The sequence below is a fragment of the Flavobacterium ammonificans genome (assembly GCF_020886115.1).
GTDB classification, from domain to species: Bacteria; Bacteroidota; Bacteroidia; order Flavobacteriales; family Flavobacteriaceae; genus Flavobacterium; species Flavobacterium ammonificans.
Genome location: NZ_AP025185.1, coordinates 701,724 through 716,733, shown reverse-complemented (window position 1 = coordinate 716,733; position 15,010 = coordinate 701,724). Strand labels below are relative to the sequence as shown.

At 36.3% G+C, this 15,010-nt stretch carries 12 protein-coding genes; 5 read left to right on the top strand and 7 right to left on the bottom strand.

Going from position 1 to position 15,010, the window contains the following annotated elements; translation table 11 throughout:
- Positions 1 to 20: 20 nt before the first annotated feature.
- The 5 genes from sufD to LPC20_RS03050 form a co-directional block, all read right to left on the bottom strand.
- Positions 21 to 1,337 carry a Fe-S cluster assembly protein SufD gene (sufD, locus tag LPC20_RS03070; protein WP_229326394.1) on the bottom strand — a complete coding sequence of 439 codons (1,317 nt, stop codon included), beginning with the start codon at positions 1,335 to 1,337 and terminating at the stop codon, positions 21 to 23.
- Between the two features lie 82 nt (positions 1,338 to 1,419).
- Entirely contained in the window at positions 1,420 to 2,169 is a 750-nt protein-coding gene (sufC, locus tag LPC20_RS03065; RefSeq protein WP_229326392.1) for a Fe-S cluster assembly ATPase SufC, read from the bottom strand.
- Positions 2,170 to 2,201: 32 nt separating this feature from the next.
- On the bottom strand, positions 2,202 to 2,591 hold the full coding sequence (locus LPC20_RS03060) for a four helix bundle protein (RefSeq protein ID WP_229326390.1): 390 nt from the start codon (positions 2,589 to 2,591) through the stop codon (positions 2,202 to 2,204).
- A 101-nt stretch (positions 2,592 to 2,692) separates the two neighbouring features.
- Positions 2,693 to 4,141, bottom strand: coding sequence for a Fe-S cluster assembly protein SufB (gene sufB, locus LPC20_RS03055; protein ID WP_229326388.1), 1,449 nt, complete (start codon positions 4,139 to 4,141; stop codon positions 2,693 to 2,695).
- Positions 4,142 to 4,188: 47 nt separating this feature from the next.
- Positions 4,189 to 4,518: a HesB/IscA family protein gene (locus LPC20_RS03050; protein ID WP_229326386.1), complete on the bottom strand. Its 330-nt coding sequence runs from the start codon at positions 4,516 to 4,518 to the stop codon at positions 4,189 to 4,191.
- 173 nt (positions 4,519 to 4,691) lie between these two features.
- Here LPC20_RS03050 and LPC20_RS03045 point away from each other — a divergent pair, with 173 nt between their 5' ends.
- From LPC20_RS03045 to trpS, 4 genes are all read left to right on the top strand, one after another.
- On the top strand, positions 4,692 to 5,552 hold the full coding sequence (locus LPC20_RS03045) for an MBL fold metallo-hydrolase (protein WP_229326384.1): 861 nt from the start codon (positions 4,692 to 4,694) through the stop codon (positions 5,550 to 5,552).
- Positions 5,553 to 5,617: 65 nt separating this feature from the next.
- Positions 5,618 to 7,198 (top strand): S8 family peptidase, encoded by a 1,581-nt coding sequence (locus LPC20_RS03040; RefSeq protein ID WP_229326382.1) that lies wholly within the window; start codon positions 5,618 to 5,620, stop codon positions 7,196 to 7,198.
- Between the two features lie 56 nt (positions 7,199 to 7,254).
- Positions 7,255 to 9,126 (top strand): M1 family metallopeptidase, encoded by a 1,872-nt coding sequence (locus LPC20_RS03035; protein WP_229326380.1) that lies wholly within the window; start codon positions 7,255 to 7,257, stop codon positions 9,124 to 9,126.
- A gap of 182 nt (positions 9,127 to 9,308) precedes the next feature.
- Positions 9,309 to 10,283: a tryptophan--tRNA ligase gene (gene trpS, locus LPC20_RS03030; RefSeq protein WP_229326378.1), complete on the top strand. Its 975-nt coding sequence runs from the start codon at positions 9,309 to 9,311 to the stop codon at positions 10,281 to 10,283.
- A gap of 122 nt (positions 10,284 to 10,405) precedes the next feature.
- On the opposite strand, the gene dprA is transcribed toward trpS, so the two are convergent.
- Positions 10,406 to 11,506, bottom strand: coding sequence for a DNA-processing protein DprA (dprA, locus tag LPC20_RS03025; RefSeq protein WP_229326377.1), 1,101 nt, complete (start codon positions 11,504 to 11,506; stop codon positions 10,406 to 10,408).
- 217 nt (positions 11,507 to 11,723) lie between these two features.
- Between dprA and LPC20_RS03020 the strand changes: the two genes are divergently transcribed.
- On the top strand, positions 11,724 to 12,659 hold the full coding sequence (locus LPC20_RS03020) for an HU domain-containing protein (protein ID WP_229326375.1): 936 nt from the start codon (positions 11,724 to 11,726) through the stop codon (positions 12,657 to 12,659).
- Between the two features lie 36 nt (positions 12,660 to 12,695).
- On the opposite strand, the gene LPC20_RS03015 is transcribed toward LPC20_RS03020, so the two are convergent.
- Positions 12,696 to 14,966 carry a helix-turn-helix domain-containing protein gene (locus tag LPC20_RS03015; protein WP_229326373.1) on the bottom strand — a complete coding sequence of 757 codons (2,271 nt, stop codon included), beginning with the start codon at positions 14,964 to 14,966 and terminating at the stop codon, positions 12,696 to 12,698.
- Positions 14,967 to 15,010 lie beyond the last annotated feature (44 nt).

Genomic DNA, 15,010 nt, shown 5'->3' with positions numbered 1-15,010 from the left:
ATTCTTTAATTTATCATTTTCTACAAATCAAACCCCAACTTCACCCCTAATTTAGTAGCAATAATAGTCGTAATTCGGTTTTTTAATTCCGGGATTTTAATGCTTTCAATAACCGCATTTGAAAATGCATACATCAATAAGGCTTTCGCTTCTTTCTTTGGAATACCGCGTTGTTGCATATAAAACAAAGCCGTTTCGTCTAATTGCCCTACCGTACATCCGTGAGAACATTTTACATCATCTGCAAAAATCTCCAATTGTGGTTTGGCATTGATCGTGGCTTTATCGCTTAACAAAATGTTATTGCTTTTTTGGAAAGCATTCGTCTTTTGCGCTTCTTTTTCTACATATACTTTTCCATTGAACACTCCTGTAGAACGATCAGAAAAGATCCCTTTGTAATCTTGGAAACTTTCACAGTTCGGTTGCGCGTGGTGTACTAAGGTATAATGATCTACGTGTTGCTTATCACCAATAATCGTAATTCCGTTCAAAGTACTTGTCAAACGTTCGCCGAATTGATAGAAATTCAAGTTGTTTCTGGTCAAATTTCCTCCAAAAGAAAAGGTCTGAACGGAAACGTGACTTTCTTGTTTTTGAGACACATAGGTGTTGTCAATCAAGTTGGCTTCCAACTCATCATTTTGGATTTTATAATAATCCACGATGGCGCGTTTTTGAGCAAAAATTTCAGTAACCGAATTGGTCAAAACCGCATTTTCATTCAAACATTGGTGTCTTTCGATAATTTGAACATGAGAATTTTCGCCTACAACAATTAGATTTCTTGGTTGTGCCAAAAGCGCTGTTTCTGAGCCAGTAGAAAAATACATGATCTCAATTGGTTTATCGGCTACTTTGCTTTTCGGGATGTTAATGTAAGCTCCTTCATTGGCGAAAGCCGTATTCAAAGAAGTCAAACTTTCATCCTTGCTGGCAATTTGATTGAAATAGGTGTCAATTACCATTTTATATTTTGGTTTGGTCAATGCCGAAGACATTAAACAAACATCAATTCCCTCGTGAGTAGTAGAAGACAAATTAGAGGCAAAAACACCATCTATAAAAACCAATTTGTAGGTGTCAATTTCATGTAAAAAATATTTTTTTACGTCCTTGAACTCAATAGTAGATTCGTTTTTTGGGAATACAGTAAAATCTTTTTTAAGAATTGCATTCAAAGAAGTGTATTTCCAAGCTTCGTCTTTCTTAGTTGGAAAACCTTTATGTTCAAAGTTTTTTATAGCCAAAGTACGCAAGTCGTGTAGTTCGGTTTGAACATCCACGCGCTCTTCAAAAGCCATAAAAGACGATAGTAATTTTTCTTTTAATTCCATTTTCATTATTGTTTAAAGTTTAAGGTTTAAAAGTTTAAAGTTGTTTAGTAGGCAACTTGAAACTTTAAACCTGAAACAAATTTTAAACCAACTCTTCCTTAATCCAATCGTATCCTTTTTCTTCTAGTTCCAAAGCCAGAGCTGCAGTACCAGATTTTACGATTTTTCCATCCATTAATACATGAACAAAATCAGGAACAATATAGTCTAACAAACGTTGGTAGTGCGTAATTACTAAAACCGCGTTGTTTTCGTTTTTCAATTTATTTACACCATTGGCAACAATTCGTAATGCGTCGATATCCAAACCAGAGTCCGTTTCGTCCAAAATAGCAATTTTAGGCTCTAACATCGCCATTTGAAAAATCTCGTTACGTTTCTTTTCTCCACCAGAAAAACCTTCATTTAAAGAACGCGACAAGAACTTTCTGTCCATTTCTAACAATTCTGATTTTTCACGAATCAATTTCAGCATTTCGTTAGCCGGCATTTCCTCTTGACCGTTGGCTTTGCGCTTTTCGTTAATAGCTGTTTTGATGAAATTAGTCACCGAAACACCTGGAATTTCTACTGGATATTGAAATGACAAGAAAACGCCTTGGTGCGCTCTTTCTTCGGGAGCTAAGTCGGCTAAGTCTTCGCCATCCAAAAAGATTTCTCCATCTGTAACTTCATAATTTTCGTTTCCAGCAATGATAGAAGACAGGGTCGATTTTCCGGCACCGTTTGGCCCCATAATTGCGTGTACTTCTCCTGCTTTTACTTCAAGATTGATTCCTTTTAGTATTTCTTTATCGCCAATTGAAGCGTGTAAGTTTTTTATCTTAAGCATTTGTTTTAAGGTTTAAAGTTTAAGGTTTAAAGTTATTTGAACTTCGTTCCTTTGTAATCGTTATTATTTAAATAAATTATGAAATTATTAATTTTACCACTTAAATTTTCATACTCTAAGACCAAAGAATTTAATTGGTCTTCATTAATATAATCATTGTCAAAAACTCTATATAATTGAGAGCGAGCTTCTCCTGCCGAACCTTTAGCAATAGATAGAAATTGTCTGAATTCTAAATTTCCATTCCTTTCAAATCCTTCCGCAATGTTATCCATAACCGAACCGGATGAGGCTTTTATTTGATCCTTTAATCTAAAATCTGTTTTTAAATCTGATTCTTTAGCTATCGTAATAATTACTTTAGAAAGTCTTCTTGCTTCTTTCCAAATTTCTAAATCTTCAAATTTCTTTATTGTAGCCATTCTTTTTGTTTAAAGTTTCTTTTGTTCAAAGTCTAAAGTTATTATAATTCTGTAACATTAAACTTCAAACCTTAAACTCTTTAAACATTGAACAAATTTATTTACCCTACGCTTCCTTCAAGCGAAATTTCTAGTAATTTTTGTGCTTCAACAGCAAATTCCATTGGCAACTTGTTCAATACATCTTTGCTAAATCCGTTTACGATTAAGGCAATAGCTTTCTCTGTTGGAATACCACGCTGATTACAATAAAACACTTGGTCTTCTCCAATTTTACTCGTTGTAGCTTCGTGTTCTATTTTAGCTGTTGGATTTTTGCTTTCGATATACGGAAACGTATGTGCACCACAACTATTTCCCATCAACAACGAATCGCATTGAGAAAAGTTACGCGCATTATCAGCTCGCGGACTAATTTGAACTAATCCTCGGTAACTGTTTTGTGATTTTCCTGCTGAAATTCCTTTGGAAATAATGGTTGATTTGGTGTTTTTACCCAAGTGAATCATCTTAGTTCCTGTATCCGCTTGTTGGAAATTATTGGTAACGGCAATCGAATAAAACTCGCCTACTGAGTTGTCGCCTTTCAACACTACTGAAGGGTATTTCCAGGTAATTGCTGAACCAGTTTCTACTTGAGTCCAAGAAATTTTAGCGTTTTTCTCGCACAAACCTCTTTTAGTTACGAAGTTATAAACCCCACCTTTTCCTTCTTTGTTTCCAGGATACCAGTTTTGAACGGTTGAATATTTAATTTCAGCATCTTCCATCGCGATTAATTCTACTACGGCAGCGTGCAATTGATTTTCATCACGGCTTGGCGCTGTACAACCTTCTAAATACGAAACATAACTGCCTTCGTCAGCAATTAAAAGTGTTCTTTCAAATTGACCTGTTCCAGCTTGATTGATTCGGAAATAGGTTGATAATTCCATTGGGCATTTGACACCTTTTGGAATATAACAAAACGAACCATCTGAGAATACCGCTGAATTCAAAGCGGCATAAAAATTATCTTTTTGTGGAACTACAGTTCCTAAATGTTTTTGAACTAATTCGGGATATTCCCGAATGGCTTCAGAAATACTCATAAAAATGATGCCTTTTTCGGCCAATGTTTTCTTGAAAGTCGTAGCTACTGAAACAGAATCTACCACAATATCCATCGCTACATTGTTCATCATTTTTTGCTCATCAACAGAAATACCAAGCTTTTTGTACATCTCTAAAAGTTCAGGATCTACATCGTCTAGCGTTTTGTTAGGATCCGCTTTTTTTGGCGCCGAATAATACGAAATCGCTTGAAAATCGGGTTTTTCGTAGTGAACATTCGCCCATTCTGGTTCTACCATTTGTTCCCAAGCACGAAACGCCTCAATTCGCCAATCGGTCATCCATTGTGGCTCCTCTTTTTTCTTAGAAATAGCGCGAACAATATCTTCATTTAACCCAATCGGAAAGGTCTCCGAATCAAGTTCAGTATAAAATCCGTACTCGTACTCTTTATTTTCGAGTTCAATTTTTAAATCGTCTTCAGTATATTTACTCATAATTTATATCGTTTAACCCTTAGAAGGGTTGGAACCATTGAATGGTTTTATAAAGAAAAAGATTCCCCGCAACCACAAGTTCTGCTTGCGTTGGGATTGTTAAACACAAATCCTTTTCCATTTAATCCCCCTGAAAATTCTAAAATCGTTCCTGCTAAATACAAAAATGATTTTTTTTCAACAGCAATTTTCACCTTGTTATCTTCAAAAACTTTATCGTTTTCCGTCAGCTCTTTGTCAAATTTTAATTCATAAGACAAGCCTGAACATCCTCCGCTTTTAACTCCTACACGAACATAATCTTGAGAAGCATCAAAGCCTTCTTCTTCCATCATATTGATGATTTTTTTGCTAGCAGTGTCTGAAACTTTTATCATATTCAAAAAATTTGTTATTTTTATTTTTTCTAAATAAACGCCAAAGATACTACCTTTTAAAAGAATTGAAATAAAAATTAAGATTTTTATAACTAATATTGAAATAGAAAAAATCGATTAAAATAATCAATGGCGGAAGAGTTGCTAAATTACAAAACAAACAATCTTTAATTATGAAATTATATCCAATAGAAAGCGGAAATTTTAAACTCGATGGCGGCGCTATGTTTGGCGTGGTGCCAAAAACCATTTGGAACAAAACCAATCCCGCGGACAATAATAATTTAATTGATATTGCAGCACGTTGTCTGTTAATTGAAGACGGAAACCGTTTGATTTTAATCGATACCGGAATGGGAAACAAACAGTCAGAAAAGTTTTATGGCTATTATTCGCTTTGGGGAAACCATTCGATAGACAAATCTTTGGCAAAATACGGTTTTCATCGCGATGATATTACCGATGTGTTTATGACGCATTTGCATTTTGACCATTGTGGAGGAAGCATTCAATGGAACAAAGATAAAACGGGCTATGAACCTGCTTTTAAAAACGCGACTTTTTGGAGCAATGAAAACCATTGGCAATGGGCAACTGAACCCAATGTGAGAGAAAAAGCCTCCTTTTTGAAAGAAAATATTATCCCAATGCAAGAAAGTGGACAACTTCGTTTTATCCAAAGACCGGAAAGCGATTTCTTATCGAAATCGGACCTGGGTTTTGGAATTTTATTTGTGGATGGACACACCGAAAAGCAAATGATCCCGCACATCCAATACCAAGACAAAACCATTGTTTTTTGTGCTGATTTATTGGCTACGGCTGGCCATATTCCAATTCCTTATGTAATGGGTTACGACACCCGACCACTATTAACCATGCCGGAAAAAACAAAATTCATGAACATGGCGGCAGAGAACAATTTCTATTTGTTTTTAGAACATGATGCGCACAACGAAATCATCACGGTGGAAAAAACCGAAAAAGGAGTGCGTTTAAAAGATGTGTTTTCTGCTGAAGAATTGTTAAAATAAATTTAAGCATTGCATTACTATCTAATAATTAAAAGTATTTTTGAATAATTAATAAAATTTACACCATGAAAAAACATACTATTTCTTTTTTATCACTTGTTGTGATGGCAGGTTTATCGCTTTCGACAACTGCACAAACTTTAACTAAAAAAGCGAAACTAACAGAAGTCGAAATGAATCGATGGAGTCATTTGGATCTAGCCAAAGACACTATTCCAGGAATGAGCGTTGACAAAGCGTATGCCGAATTATTAAAAGGAAAAAAAGGAGTTCCTGTAATTGTAGGAATTGTTGATTCTGGAGTTGACATTGAGCATGATGATTTAAAATCAGTGGTTTGGACCAATAAAAAAGAGATTCCTAGCAACGGAATTGACGATGACAAAAACGGATACATCGACGATATTCACGGATGGAATTTTTTAGGGGACATTACCAAAGAAAATGTCGAATACGAACGTATCATCAAAGACAAATCGTTAGTTGATGAAAAAACATATTTGGCCGCCAAAGCGATGAATGATAAAAAAGTAGCCGAAGCGGCTCAAGGCAAAACCCGTTTAGAGCAGATGTTAGTAACCCTAGCTGAAAGTCAGGTTACAATTAGTAAAGTTTTAGGAAAAACAACTTATACCGTTGAGGAAGTTAATGCCATAACATCAGAAGATCCGGCTATTTTAAAAAGTAAATCAGACATGCAACGTATTCTTTCTTACGGAATGTCAATGACAGAATTGAAAGATGTTGTGCAAAAACAATTAGATGGTTTCTTGGCTTTGTTAAACGGAGACAATCTTAAAACAGATTACCGAAAAGTACTAGGAGATAATCCAAACGATATTACCAAAACTAAATACGGTAATAACACTGTTATTGGGCCGGACAAAGAGGAAGCACGTCACGGAACTCACGTTGCGGGAATAGTAGCTCAAGTACGCAACAACAATTTAGGGGGTGATGGAATTGCTAATAATGTTCGAATTTTAACTGTTCGTGCTGTTCCAGATGGAGACGAATATGACAAAGATATTGCGTTGGGAATTCGTTATGCGGTAGATAATGGAGCAAAAGTAATTAACGGAAGTTTCGGAAAAGCATTTTCTCCTCAAAAACAATGGGTGTACGATGCTATTAAATATGCAGAGAAAAAAGACGTTCTAATTGTTCACGCCGCTGGAAATGATGCCAAAGACATCGATTATAACGATAATTTTCCTAACGATTCAGACGATAAACTAACTGAGTTTGCAGATAATTTCATTACGGTTGGTGCATTGAATTTTGAAACTGGAGACAAAGTGGTTGCTCGTTTTTCTAATATTGGAAAAATAAACGTGGACGTATTTGCTCCAGGGGTTAAAATTTATGCTACTACTCCAAAAAACACCTACAGTTTTTTACAAGGCACTTCGATGGCGGCTCCCAATGTAGCTGGTGTTGCTGCTTTGATTCGTTCTCATTATCCTAAATTAACTGCTAAGCAAGTGAAACACATTTTAATGGATTCAGGGGTGGCTTTAGATAATAATGTAATCGTAGGAGGAAAAGCTTCTGATACGCGTCCGTTTTCTGCGCTTTCTAAATCAGGGAAGATTGTAAATGCTTTTAATGCGTTACAAATGGCTGAAAAAATGTCAAAAAAATAATCGAAAAATAATACTAACTTGGAAGGGCAAAAGCCCTTCCTTTTTTATTTTAAACCATGAAGAACCTCTTTTTAATCGCTACTTTTTCTTTTGGATTAGCTGGAATAGCGCAAAACACTTACTATTGGCAACAACACGTTGATTATAAAATGGATGTGAAAATGGATGTGAAATCCTATCAATACAAAGGAAAACAAGAATTGGTGTATACCAACAATTCGCCAGACACTTTACGAAAAGTGTATTATCATTTATTCAATAATGCCTTTCAGCCTGGAAGCGAAATGGATGCGCGTATCCAAAGCATCAAAGATCCAGACGGTAGAATGGTTCATAAAATAAAAGTGGGGGATACAGAAGTTAAAGAAAGCCGAATCAAAACTTTGAAACCAAATGAAATTGGCTATTTACACGTTTCTAATTTCAAACAAGATGGACAAACTGCTTTTACAAAAGAAGTGGGAACAATATTAGAAGTGACTTTGGCAAAACCTATTTTACCAAATTCAAAAACTACTTTCAGCCTTGATTTTGACGGTCAAGTACCCGTTCAAATTCGTCGTTCTGGAAGAAATAATGCCGAAGGCGTTGAATTATCTATGGCGCAATGGTATCCTAAATTAGCCGAATTTGACTTTGAAGGTTGGCACGCCAATCCTTACATCGCGAGAGAATTTCACGGGGTTTGGGGAAATTTCGATGTAAAAATTAGCATTGATTCCAACTATATCTTAGGTGGTTCGGGCTATTTGCAAAATAAAAACGAAATTGGTCACGGTTACCAAGATGCCGGAATTAAGGTAGTTCATCCAAAGAAAAACAAAACACTTACTTGGCACTTTATTGCGCCAATGGTACACGATTTTACTTGGGCTGCAGACAAAGATTATATTCACGATGTAGTGAAAGGACCTAATGATGTAGACCTGCACTTTTTGTACAAAAACAATCCAAAATACATTCAAAACTGGAAAAATCTCCAGCCAAAAACAGTTCAGTTGATGGAAGTGTACAACAAAACCGTTGGGAATTATCCGTACAAACAATATTCTGTGATTCAAGGGGGCGATGGCGGAATGGAATATGCCATGTGTACGTTGATTTTAGGGCAAGGAGATTGGGATGGTTTGCTTGGTGTAACCGCTCACGAAATGGCACATTCTTGGTTCCAACACGTTCTGGCGTCTAACGAATCGAAACACGGTTGGATGGACGAAGGATTTACTTCTTTCTTAGAAGATTATGGATTGAATGAAATTGCAGAAACTAAAGTGGAAAACCCTTTTAGTGGGGCTTATAAAGGGTATTTTTGGATGGCTAATTCCGGAAAAGAATTACCTCAAAGCACCCACGCTGATCGTTTTGACGAAAACCGCGTATACAGCATCACTTCGTATAGCAAAGGTGAATTGTTCTTGACACAATTGATGTATTTGATTGGAAAAGAAAATTTGCTAAAAACTTTGAAAAAATACTATGCTGATTTCAAATTCAAACACCCTACACCTAACGACATAAAACGCACTGCTGAAAGAGTTACAGGCGCTAATTTAGATTGGTATTTAACGGATTGGACAGCAACAACCAATACGATTGATTACGGTATTAAAGAGGTAAAAGAAAATGCTGCAACAACTTTGGTAACTTTAGAGCGAATTGGAAGAATGCCAATGCCAATGGACGTGTTAGTTGAATATACTGACGGAACTTCAGAAAGCTTTTACATTCCGTTGCGTATGATGAGTTTTGAAAAAGAGAACCCAACTCCTGCTGTTAAAAGAACAGTGCTAAACGACTGGGCTTGGGCCTACCCTACTTATGAATTAAACATTGCGAAACCTAAAGTTAGCATCAAAAAAATCTCCCTTGACCCAAGTGGATTAATGGCAGATGTGAAACCTGAAAATAATAGTTTTATAGCGAAATAGTTCATTCGCACTACTATCAAAAAGGTCTAAGCAATTAGGCCTTTTTTTGTGGTTTAAAATCGAATCTGAGGCGGTTTCGAGTAAATCAGTTTTAAATTAATTTTCATTAATTTAAAAAAAGAACCGAAAGCTTATGAAAATGCCGCAAACTTTGCGAAATTTGCGTACAAGAAAAAACAACAATGGCAAAAATACTTACCGGGGTTCAAAGTACAGGAACTCCCCATTTAGGAAACTTATTAGGCGCAATTATTCCTGCAATTGAATTGTCTAACAATCCAGCAAACGAATCGTTTCTTTTCATTGCTGATTTGCATTCGGTTACCCAAATCAAAAACGGCGAAACCTTACGTGCTAATACGTACAGTACTGCAGCGGCTTGGTTAGCTTGTGGATTAAATGTGAACAAGGTGGTGTTTTATAGACAATCAGATGTGCCTCAAACAGCTGAATTGTCTTGGTATTTGAGTTGTTTTTTTCCGTTCCAACGCTTGACTTTGGCGCACTCTTTCAAAGATAAATCAGATCGTTTAGACGATGTCAATGCCGGTTTGTTTTCGTATCCTATGTTAATGGCAGCCGACATTTTATTGTATGATGCCGAGTTTGTTCCTGTGGGAAAAGACCAATTGCAACATCTTGAAATTACCCGAGATGTGGCTTCTCGTTTCAACCACCAAATGGGCGAAACCTTTGTTATTCCTGAAGCCAAAATCCAAGAAGACAGTATGCTTATTCCGGGTACTAATGGTGGGAAAATGAGTAAATCAGCCAATAATGTCATCAATATTTTCTTAGACGACAAAGCCTTGCGCAAGCAAATTATGAGTATAGAAACCGACAGCACACCGCTGGAAGATCCTAAAAATCCAGATACTTGCAACGCCTTTGCTATATACAAACTCTTAGCTTCTGAAAGTGAAATCGAAACCATGAAAGCCAATTATTTAGGCGGAAACTACGGCTACGGTCACGCCAAACAAGCTTTGTTTGAACTGATTGTAGAAAAATTCAAAAACGAAAGAGCACAATACAATTACTACATGAGAAACTTAACCGAGGTAGATGAATTACTGCGAAAAGGCGCTCAAAAAGCGAGTAATGTAGCCAATGGTGTTTTGGCAAAAGTAAGAGCAAAATTAGGCTTCGAAAATTAATTTTTGCCACGAAGACGCTAGGGCGCTAAGTTATTTAACCTATAAGAAATTACGGTTTTTTGATTTCTCAAATTTCTTGAATCTGCGTTAGAAATCGTATATCTAATATCGTAAATCGTACCTCAAATTGCCTCAAACAACTTCCCAGGCAAAGGTCGAATCACGCCTTTCAATTCCATATTTAATAAGATTCCCGAAATTTTATAAATAGGAAAATCACAATGCAACGCAATAATATCAAGTAATTCTTTCCCTGTTTTTACCAGATAATCGTATATTTTTTGTTCGTCTTCGTCTAAAGCCACAAAGAGTTGTTTTTGAACCGATTTGGTTTCCTTTTTTATATCCCAATTCAACATATAAATCAAATCCGCTGCACTGGTTAGTACATTGGCTTTTTGGGTTTTAATCAACGTATTGCATCCTTGACTGTACTTATCGGTCACTCTTCCTGGAACAGCAAACACATCTCGGTTGTACTCATTGGCCATATTCGCCGTAATCAAAGACCCTCCGCGCTCTGCCGATTCGATCACAATTGTAGCCTCGGTCATTCCTGCAACAATTCGATTTCTTCTCACAAAATTCTCTTTATCCGGATTGGATGAACTCCAAAACTCAGTCATAAAACCTCCGTTTTCTTCCATTCTAGCGACATATTTTTTGTGCGCTTTGGGGTAAATTTGGTTCAAACCGTGTGCTACGACGCCAATGGTTTGTAGGTTATTTTCCATGGCTAACTGGTGCGCAACAATATCGACTCCATAAGCAAAACCGCTCACAATAACGGGGTTCAAAGGCGCTAACTCTTCAATGAATTTGCGGCAAAATTCCAATCCATACGAAGTAATTTGACGCGTACCCACAATGCTAATCATTTTCTGGTTTTTTAAATCGATGTTACCTGAACTAAACAAGACGAGCGGACTATCAAAACAATGTTTCAGCCGTTCTGGATACTCGGCATCTTGAAATGTGTTGACGGTAATGGAATTGGTAGTGATAAATTGCATTTCGCGTTCTGCTTTTGCAAAAACAGATTGGTCTTTAATGTTTTTCAAAAGGACATTTCCTATTCCTTCAATAGACGCTAATTGAGATGACTTGGCTTTGAAAACTGCTTCAGGATTACCAAAATAGGTTAACAATTTTTTGGCTACAATATCGCCTACACCTTCAACGCGTTGTAGGGCTAGCAAGTAAAATAATTCTTGATCGTTCATTTGGGGGCAAATTTGGAATCTAAATGTAGGAATAATGTCTGAAATGCACTTCTTTACCACTAAAAATTAATGCTAAAAATTCATTTTCTCAATTTTTCAATCAATCCGAATCTTATTAACTAATTGAAAAAGAAATAAGTGTAAAAATAATTCCAATTGTTAATAAAAATTGTGAATAAAATTTTGATAACTATTTTGGTTGCCTAACTTTGTTACTATGAAAATCGAAAATTACATCGCGCAACTTTTGTACCGTTACCAATGTGTAACTGTCCCTGGTTTTGGTGCCTTTTTAACCGAAATCCAATCCGCTCAACTAGTGGAAAGTTCCCATTCGTTTTTTCCCCCTAAAAAATTGATCTCTTTTAATTCGTATTTAAAAAATAATGATGGCTTATTGGCTAATCATATTGCACAGACAGAGAAAACCTCTTATGAATACGCAGTAAGCGCTATTCAATATGAAGTGTTTAATTGGAAAAAAACCTTGCAAGAAACAGGTGTTTTTTCTATTAAAAACGTAGGTGATTTTTGCTTAAATGCCGATAGAAATTTAATTTTCACTCCATATGACCAAACCAATTACTTAAGTAGTTCATTTGGTTTGAGTCCGTTTGTTTCTCCTCTTGTAAAAAGAGAAATTTTCGAAAAACAACTGGAAGCTTTAGAAGAGACAGAAGCAATTCAATTGGTTCCAGAACATAAAAACAAGTATGCTTTCTTGAAATATGCTGCGATTTTCGTTTTAGGATTGGGGTTAACTGCTACTGTGGCTTATCCTATAGTACAAAATGAAATTGAAACTCAAAAAATCATTGTTGAATCGGCTGTTCAAAGACAGGTTCAAAACAAAATACAAGAAGCCACTTTCTTCATCGAAAGTCCTATTCCTGCAGTAACTCTTACTGTTAAAGAAGGAAAATTGCCCTATCATATTATGGCGGGAGCTTTTAGAGATGAGAAAAATGCCCAACGTGTTTTTGAAGACTTAAGCGAAAAAGGGTACAAAGCCAAACGAATTGAGCGCAACAAACACGGTTTATATCCAGTGCTTTACGGAAGCTTTACAACCTACACCGAAGCGGAAAAATTGAAAAACGAAATCAGGGAAAAAGAAAACCCACAAGCGTGGATTTTAATTGAATCATTATAAAACAAAAACCGTCTTTCGAGACGATTTTTTTATATGTTATATATTCAAACTGGCTTTGAACATTCTGGCTTCTTCCCAACTGAATTTATCTCCGTGTTTTTCCATTAACGCATTCAAAGATTCTTCTTTGTAGCCTTTAAACGCAGCCGCAAGTTGGTCTAATTTATCCGAAGGGATAATGTCTTCAATCGCTACTTTTTCCGACTGAATTAACTTTACAAAATGACCGTAAATGGTTTGTTTGGTCAATACCCTAATGGAGGCAATTTCGGCTATCGAATTGTTTTGTTTCCACAAATCGTAGGTTTCTTCCACCGTGGTTTTCTTGGTTGGTGATTTTGTTTTCTTTTTTGGAAGATAGCGTTCTTCGTCTAAGTCGTCGTCAATCAAATTGGCATTTACCTTTTTAAATGTTGCTTGAATCGCAGTAACTTTTCTGCTGACATACAATTTTATATCTGGTGAAGTCAGCTTTTCTTTCGAAATGGTTTCTCCTGCCACAACCGTTTCAATTAAGAGTTTGGCTTTCATTAAGCGCAAGACGGCTTTGGTTTGAAGTTCTTCTAAAAGTACTAATTCCTCAAAATAGGCCTTTGCTTTTTTAAGTCGCTTCACTTCTTCTAGTTTCCACAAAATCTCAAAAACCAACTCGTCCATTGGATTGAAAAAATAGGTGTATGCTGCTTGCATTCGATCTGAAATGTGATTCAAATCAACCGTTTCTTGACTAAAAAGCACGTTCAATTGCTGAATGAACTTTTTTGCGGGATCGACCACTTTTTCAATTCGTTCGGTTTGTTCTTTGGCCCAATACGAATATTTGGCTTTGGACGACACTTCCGATTTTTCGTTATAACTAAACTGATGATTACGCCATTCCTGAGCTAAATCAGCCCAATCAAAGGTTTGGACCAAATACTGATGAATAAAATTTTTGGTTTCAAAATGCAAGGCGTTTTCTAAATGCGTTTCAGAAGCTTTGTTCAACGAATAGTCCATCACGTCCTGATCGTTTGAAATACCATTCATTTGCAGCGGAGAAAGTAAAATAAGCCCGTTTAACGAACGCAAACGCGATAATGCCACATAGGCTTGTCCGGGCAGAAAAACTTGCGATACGTCCAGCGCTGCTTTGTCAAAAGTCAAGCCTTGACTCTTATGAACGGTTATCGCCCAAGCCAACTTAATCGGATAATGCACAAACGTGCCTAAAACCTCCTCTTCGATTTCTTTAGTCGTGTCGTTTACCTTGTAGCGAATGTTTTGCCATTCGTATTTTTCAACTTCAATGGTTTTGTTTTCTTCCGGAAAATGGACTAAAATTTCTTTGGCGGAAAGCGATTTGACGACTCCCATTTTTCCGTTGAAATATTTTTTGTCGAAAGACAAATCGTTTTTAACAAACATAATTTGCGCCCCTTCTTTTAAACGCAAAATTTCATCTAATGGAAAAATCTTGTCTGGAAAATCACCAGTTATTTCGGGTGAATACTTCCATTCTTTTCCTTCTAAGGCTTCCAAAGCTTCTGTATTCATTGAGTCAGCTTTGGCATTATGAGTAGTTAAAGTGATGTAGCCTTTATTGGCTTTCAAATCAAAATTAGGTTGGACGTATTGATTTAAAGCCGCAATATCTTCTTTTGAAATTTGGTTGTTGCGAAGGTTATTCAAAACAGAAATAAACGCATCATCTGTCTGACGGAAGATTTTATCCAACTCAATATATAGTGGCGGATTTTGTTGTACTACATGTGAATGAAAAAAGAACTTTCCTTTGTAATATTTCTTTAAAGTATACCATTCGTCATCTCGAATTACGGGTGGTAATTGCAATAAATCCCCAATAAACAACACTTGAACACCGCCAAAAGGTTGGTTTCTTTTACGTACTGTTTGCATCATAAAATCCATCGCGTCCAATAAATCAGCACGTAGCATACTCACCTCGTCAATAATCAATAATTCCATATTCCGAATTACTGATTTCTTTAAACCACTCATTTTGAATTGTCTGCGTAAAGTCGCTTTGGTTTCAAACTTCGTGCTTTCTGAAAAATCAGGTGCCGAATTATCGGGAATAAATCCGCCAAAAGGCAATTGAAACATCGAATGAATCGTAACTCCGCCCGCATTCAAGGCAGCAATTCCGGTAGGTGCAACGACAACTGTATTTTTATGGGTGGTTTCAATAATTTCACGAAGAAGAGTTGTTTTTCCTGTTCCGGCTTTACCGGTAAGAAAAACAGAGCGTTGCGTTTGATTGATAAATCGTAAGGTGTAAGAAGCGGCTTCAGAAATAGTTTGCATTGGGCGTGTAGATTTGAGATTGCTAAAATATTGAAAATAAAGTT

What these genes read in the sequence shown, in the direction of transcription:
- LPC20_RS03020 (WP_229326375.1), top strand. Translation starts at nt 11,724, where the DNA reads ATGAAAATCGAAAATTACATCGCGCAACTTTTGTACCGTTACCAATGT.
- LPC20_RS03050 (WP_229326386.1), bottom strand. Translation starts at nt 4,518, where the DNA reads ATGATAAAAGTTTCAGACACTGCTAGCAAAAAAATCATCAATATGATG.
- sufC (WP_229326392.1), bottom strand. Translation starts at nt 2,169, where the DNA reads ATGCTTAAGATAAAAAACTTACACGCTTCAATTGGCGATAAAGAAATA.
- trpS (WP_229326378.1), top strand. Translation starts at nt 9,309, where the DNA reads ATGGCAAAAATACTTACCGGGGTTCAAAGTACAGGAACTCCCCATTTA.
- LPC20_RS03035 (WP_229326380.1), top strand. Translation starts at nt 7,255, where the DNA reads ATGAAGAACCTCTTTTTAATCGCTACTTTTTCTTTTGGATTAGCTGGA.
- dprA (WP_229326377.1), bottom strand. Translation starts at nt 11,506, where the DNA reads ATGAACGATCAAGAATTATTTTACTTGCTAGCCCTACAACGCGTTGAA.
- sufB (WP_229326388.1), bottom strand. Translation starts at nt 4,141, where the DNA reads ATGAGTAAATATACTGAAGACGATTTAAAAATTGAACTCGAAAATAAA.
- sufD (WP_229326394.1), bottom strand. Translation starts at nt 1,337, where the DNA reads ATGGAATTAAAAGAAAAATTACTATCGTCTTTTATGGCTTTTGAAGAG.
- LPC20_RS03015 (WP_229326373.1), bottom strand. Translation starts at nt 14,966, where the DNA reads ATGCAAACTATTTCTGAAGCCGCTTCTTACACCTTACGATTTATCAAT.
- LPC20_RS03040 (WP_229326382.1), top strand. Translation starts at nt 5,618, where the DNA reads ATGAAAAAACATACTATTTCTTTTTTATCACTTGTTGTGATGGCAGGT.
- LPC20_RS03060 (WP_229326390.1), bottom strand. Translation starts at nt 2,591, where the DNA reads ATGGCTACAATAAAGAAATTTGAAGATTTAGAAATTTGGAAAGAAGCA.
- LPC20_RS03045 (WP_229326384.1), top strand. Translation starts at nt 4,692, where the DNA reads ATGAAATTATATCCAATAGAAAGCGGAAATTTTAAACTCGATGGCGGC.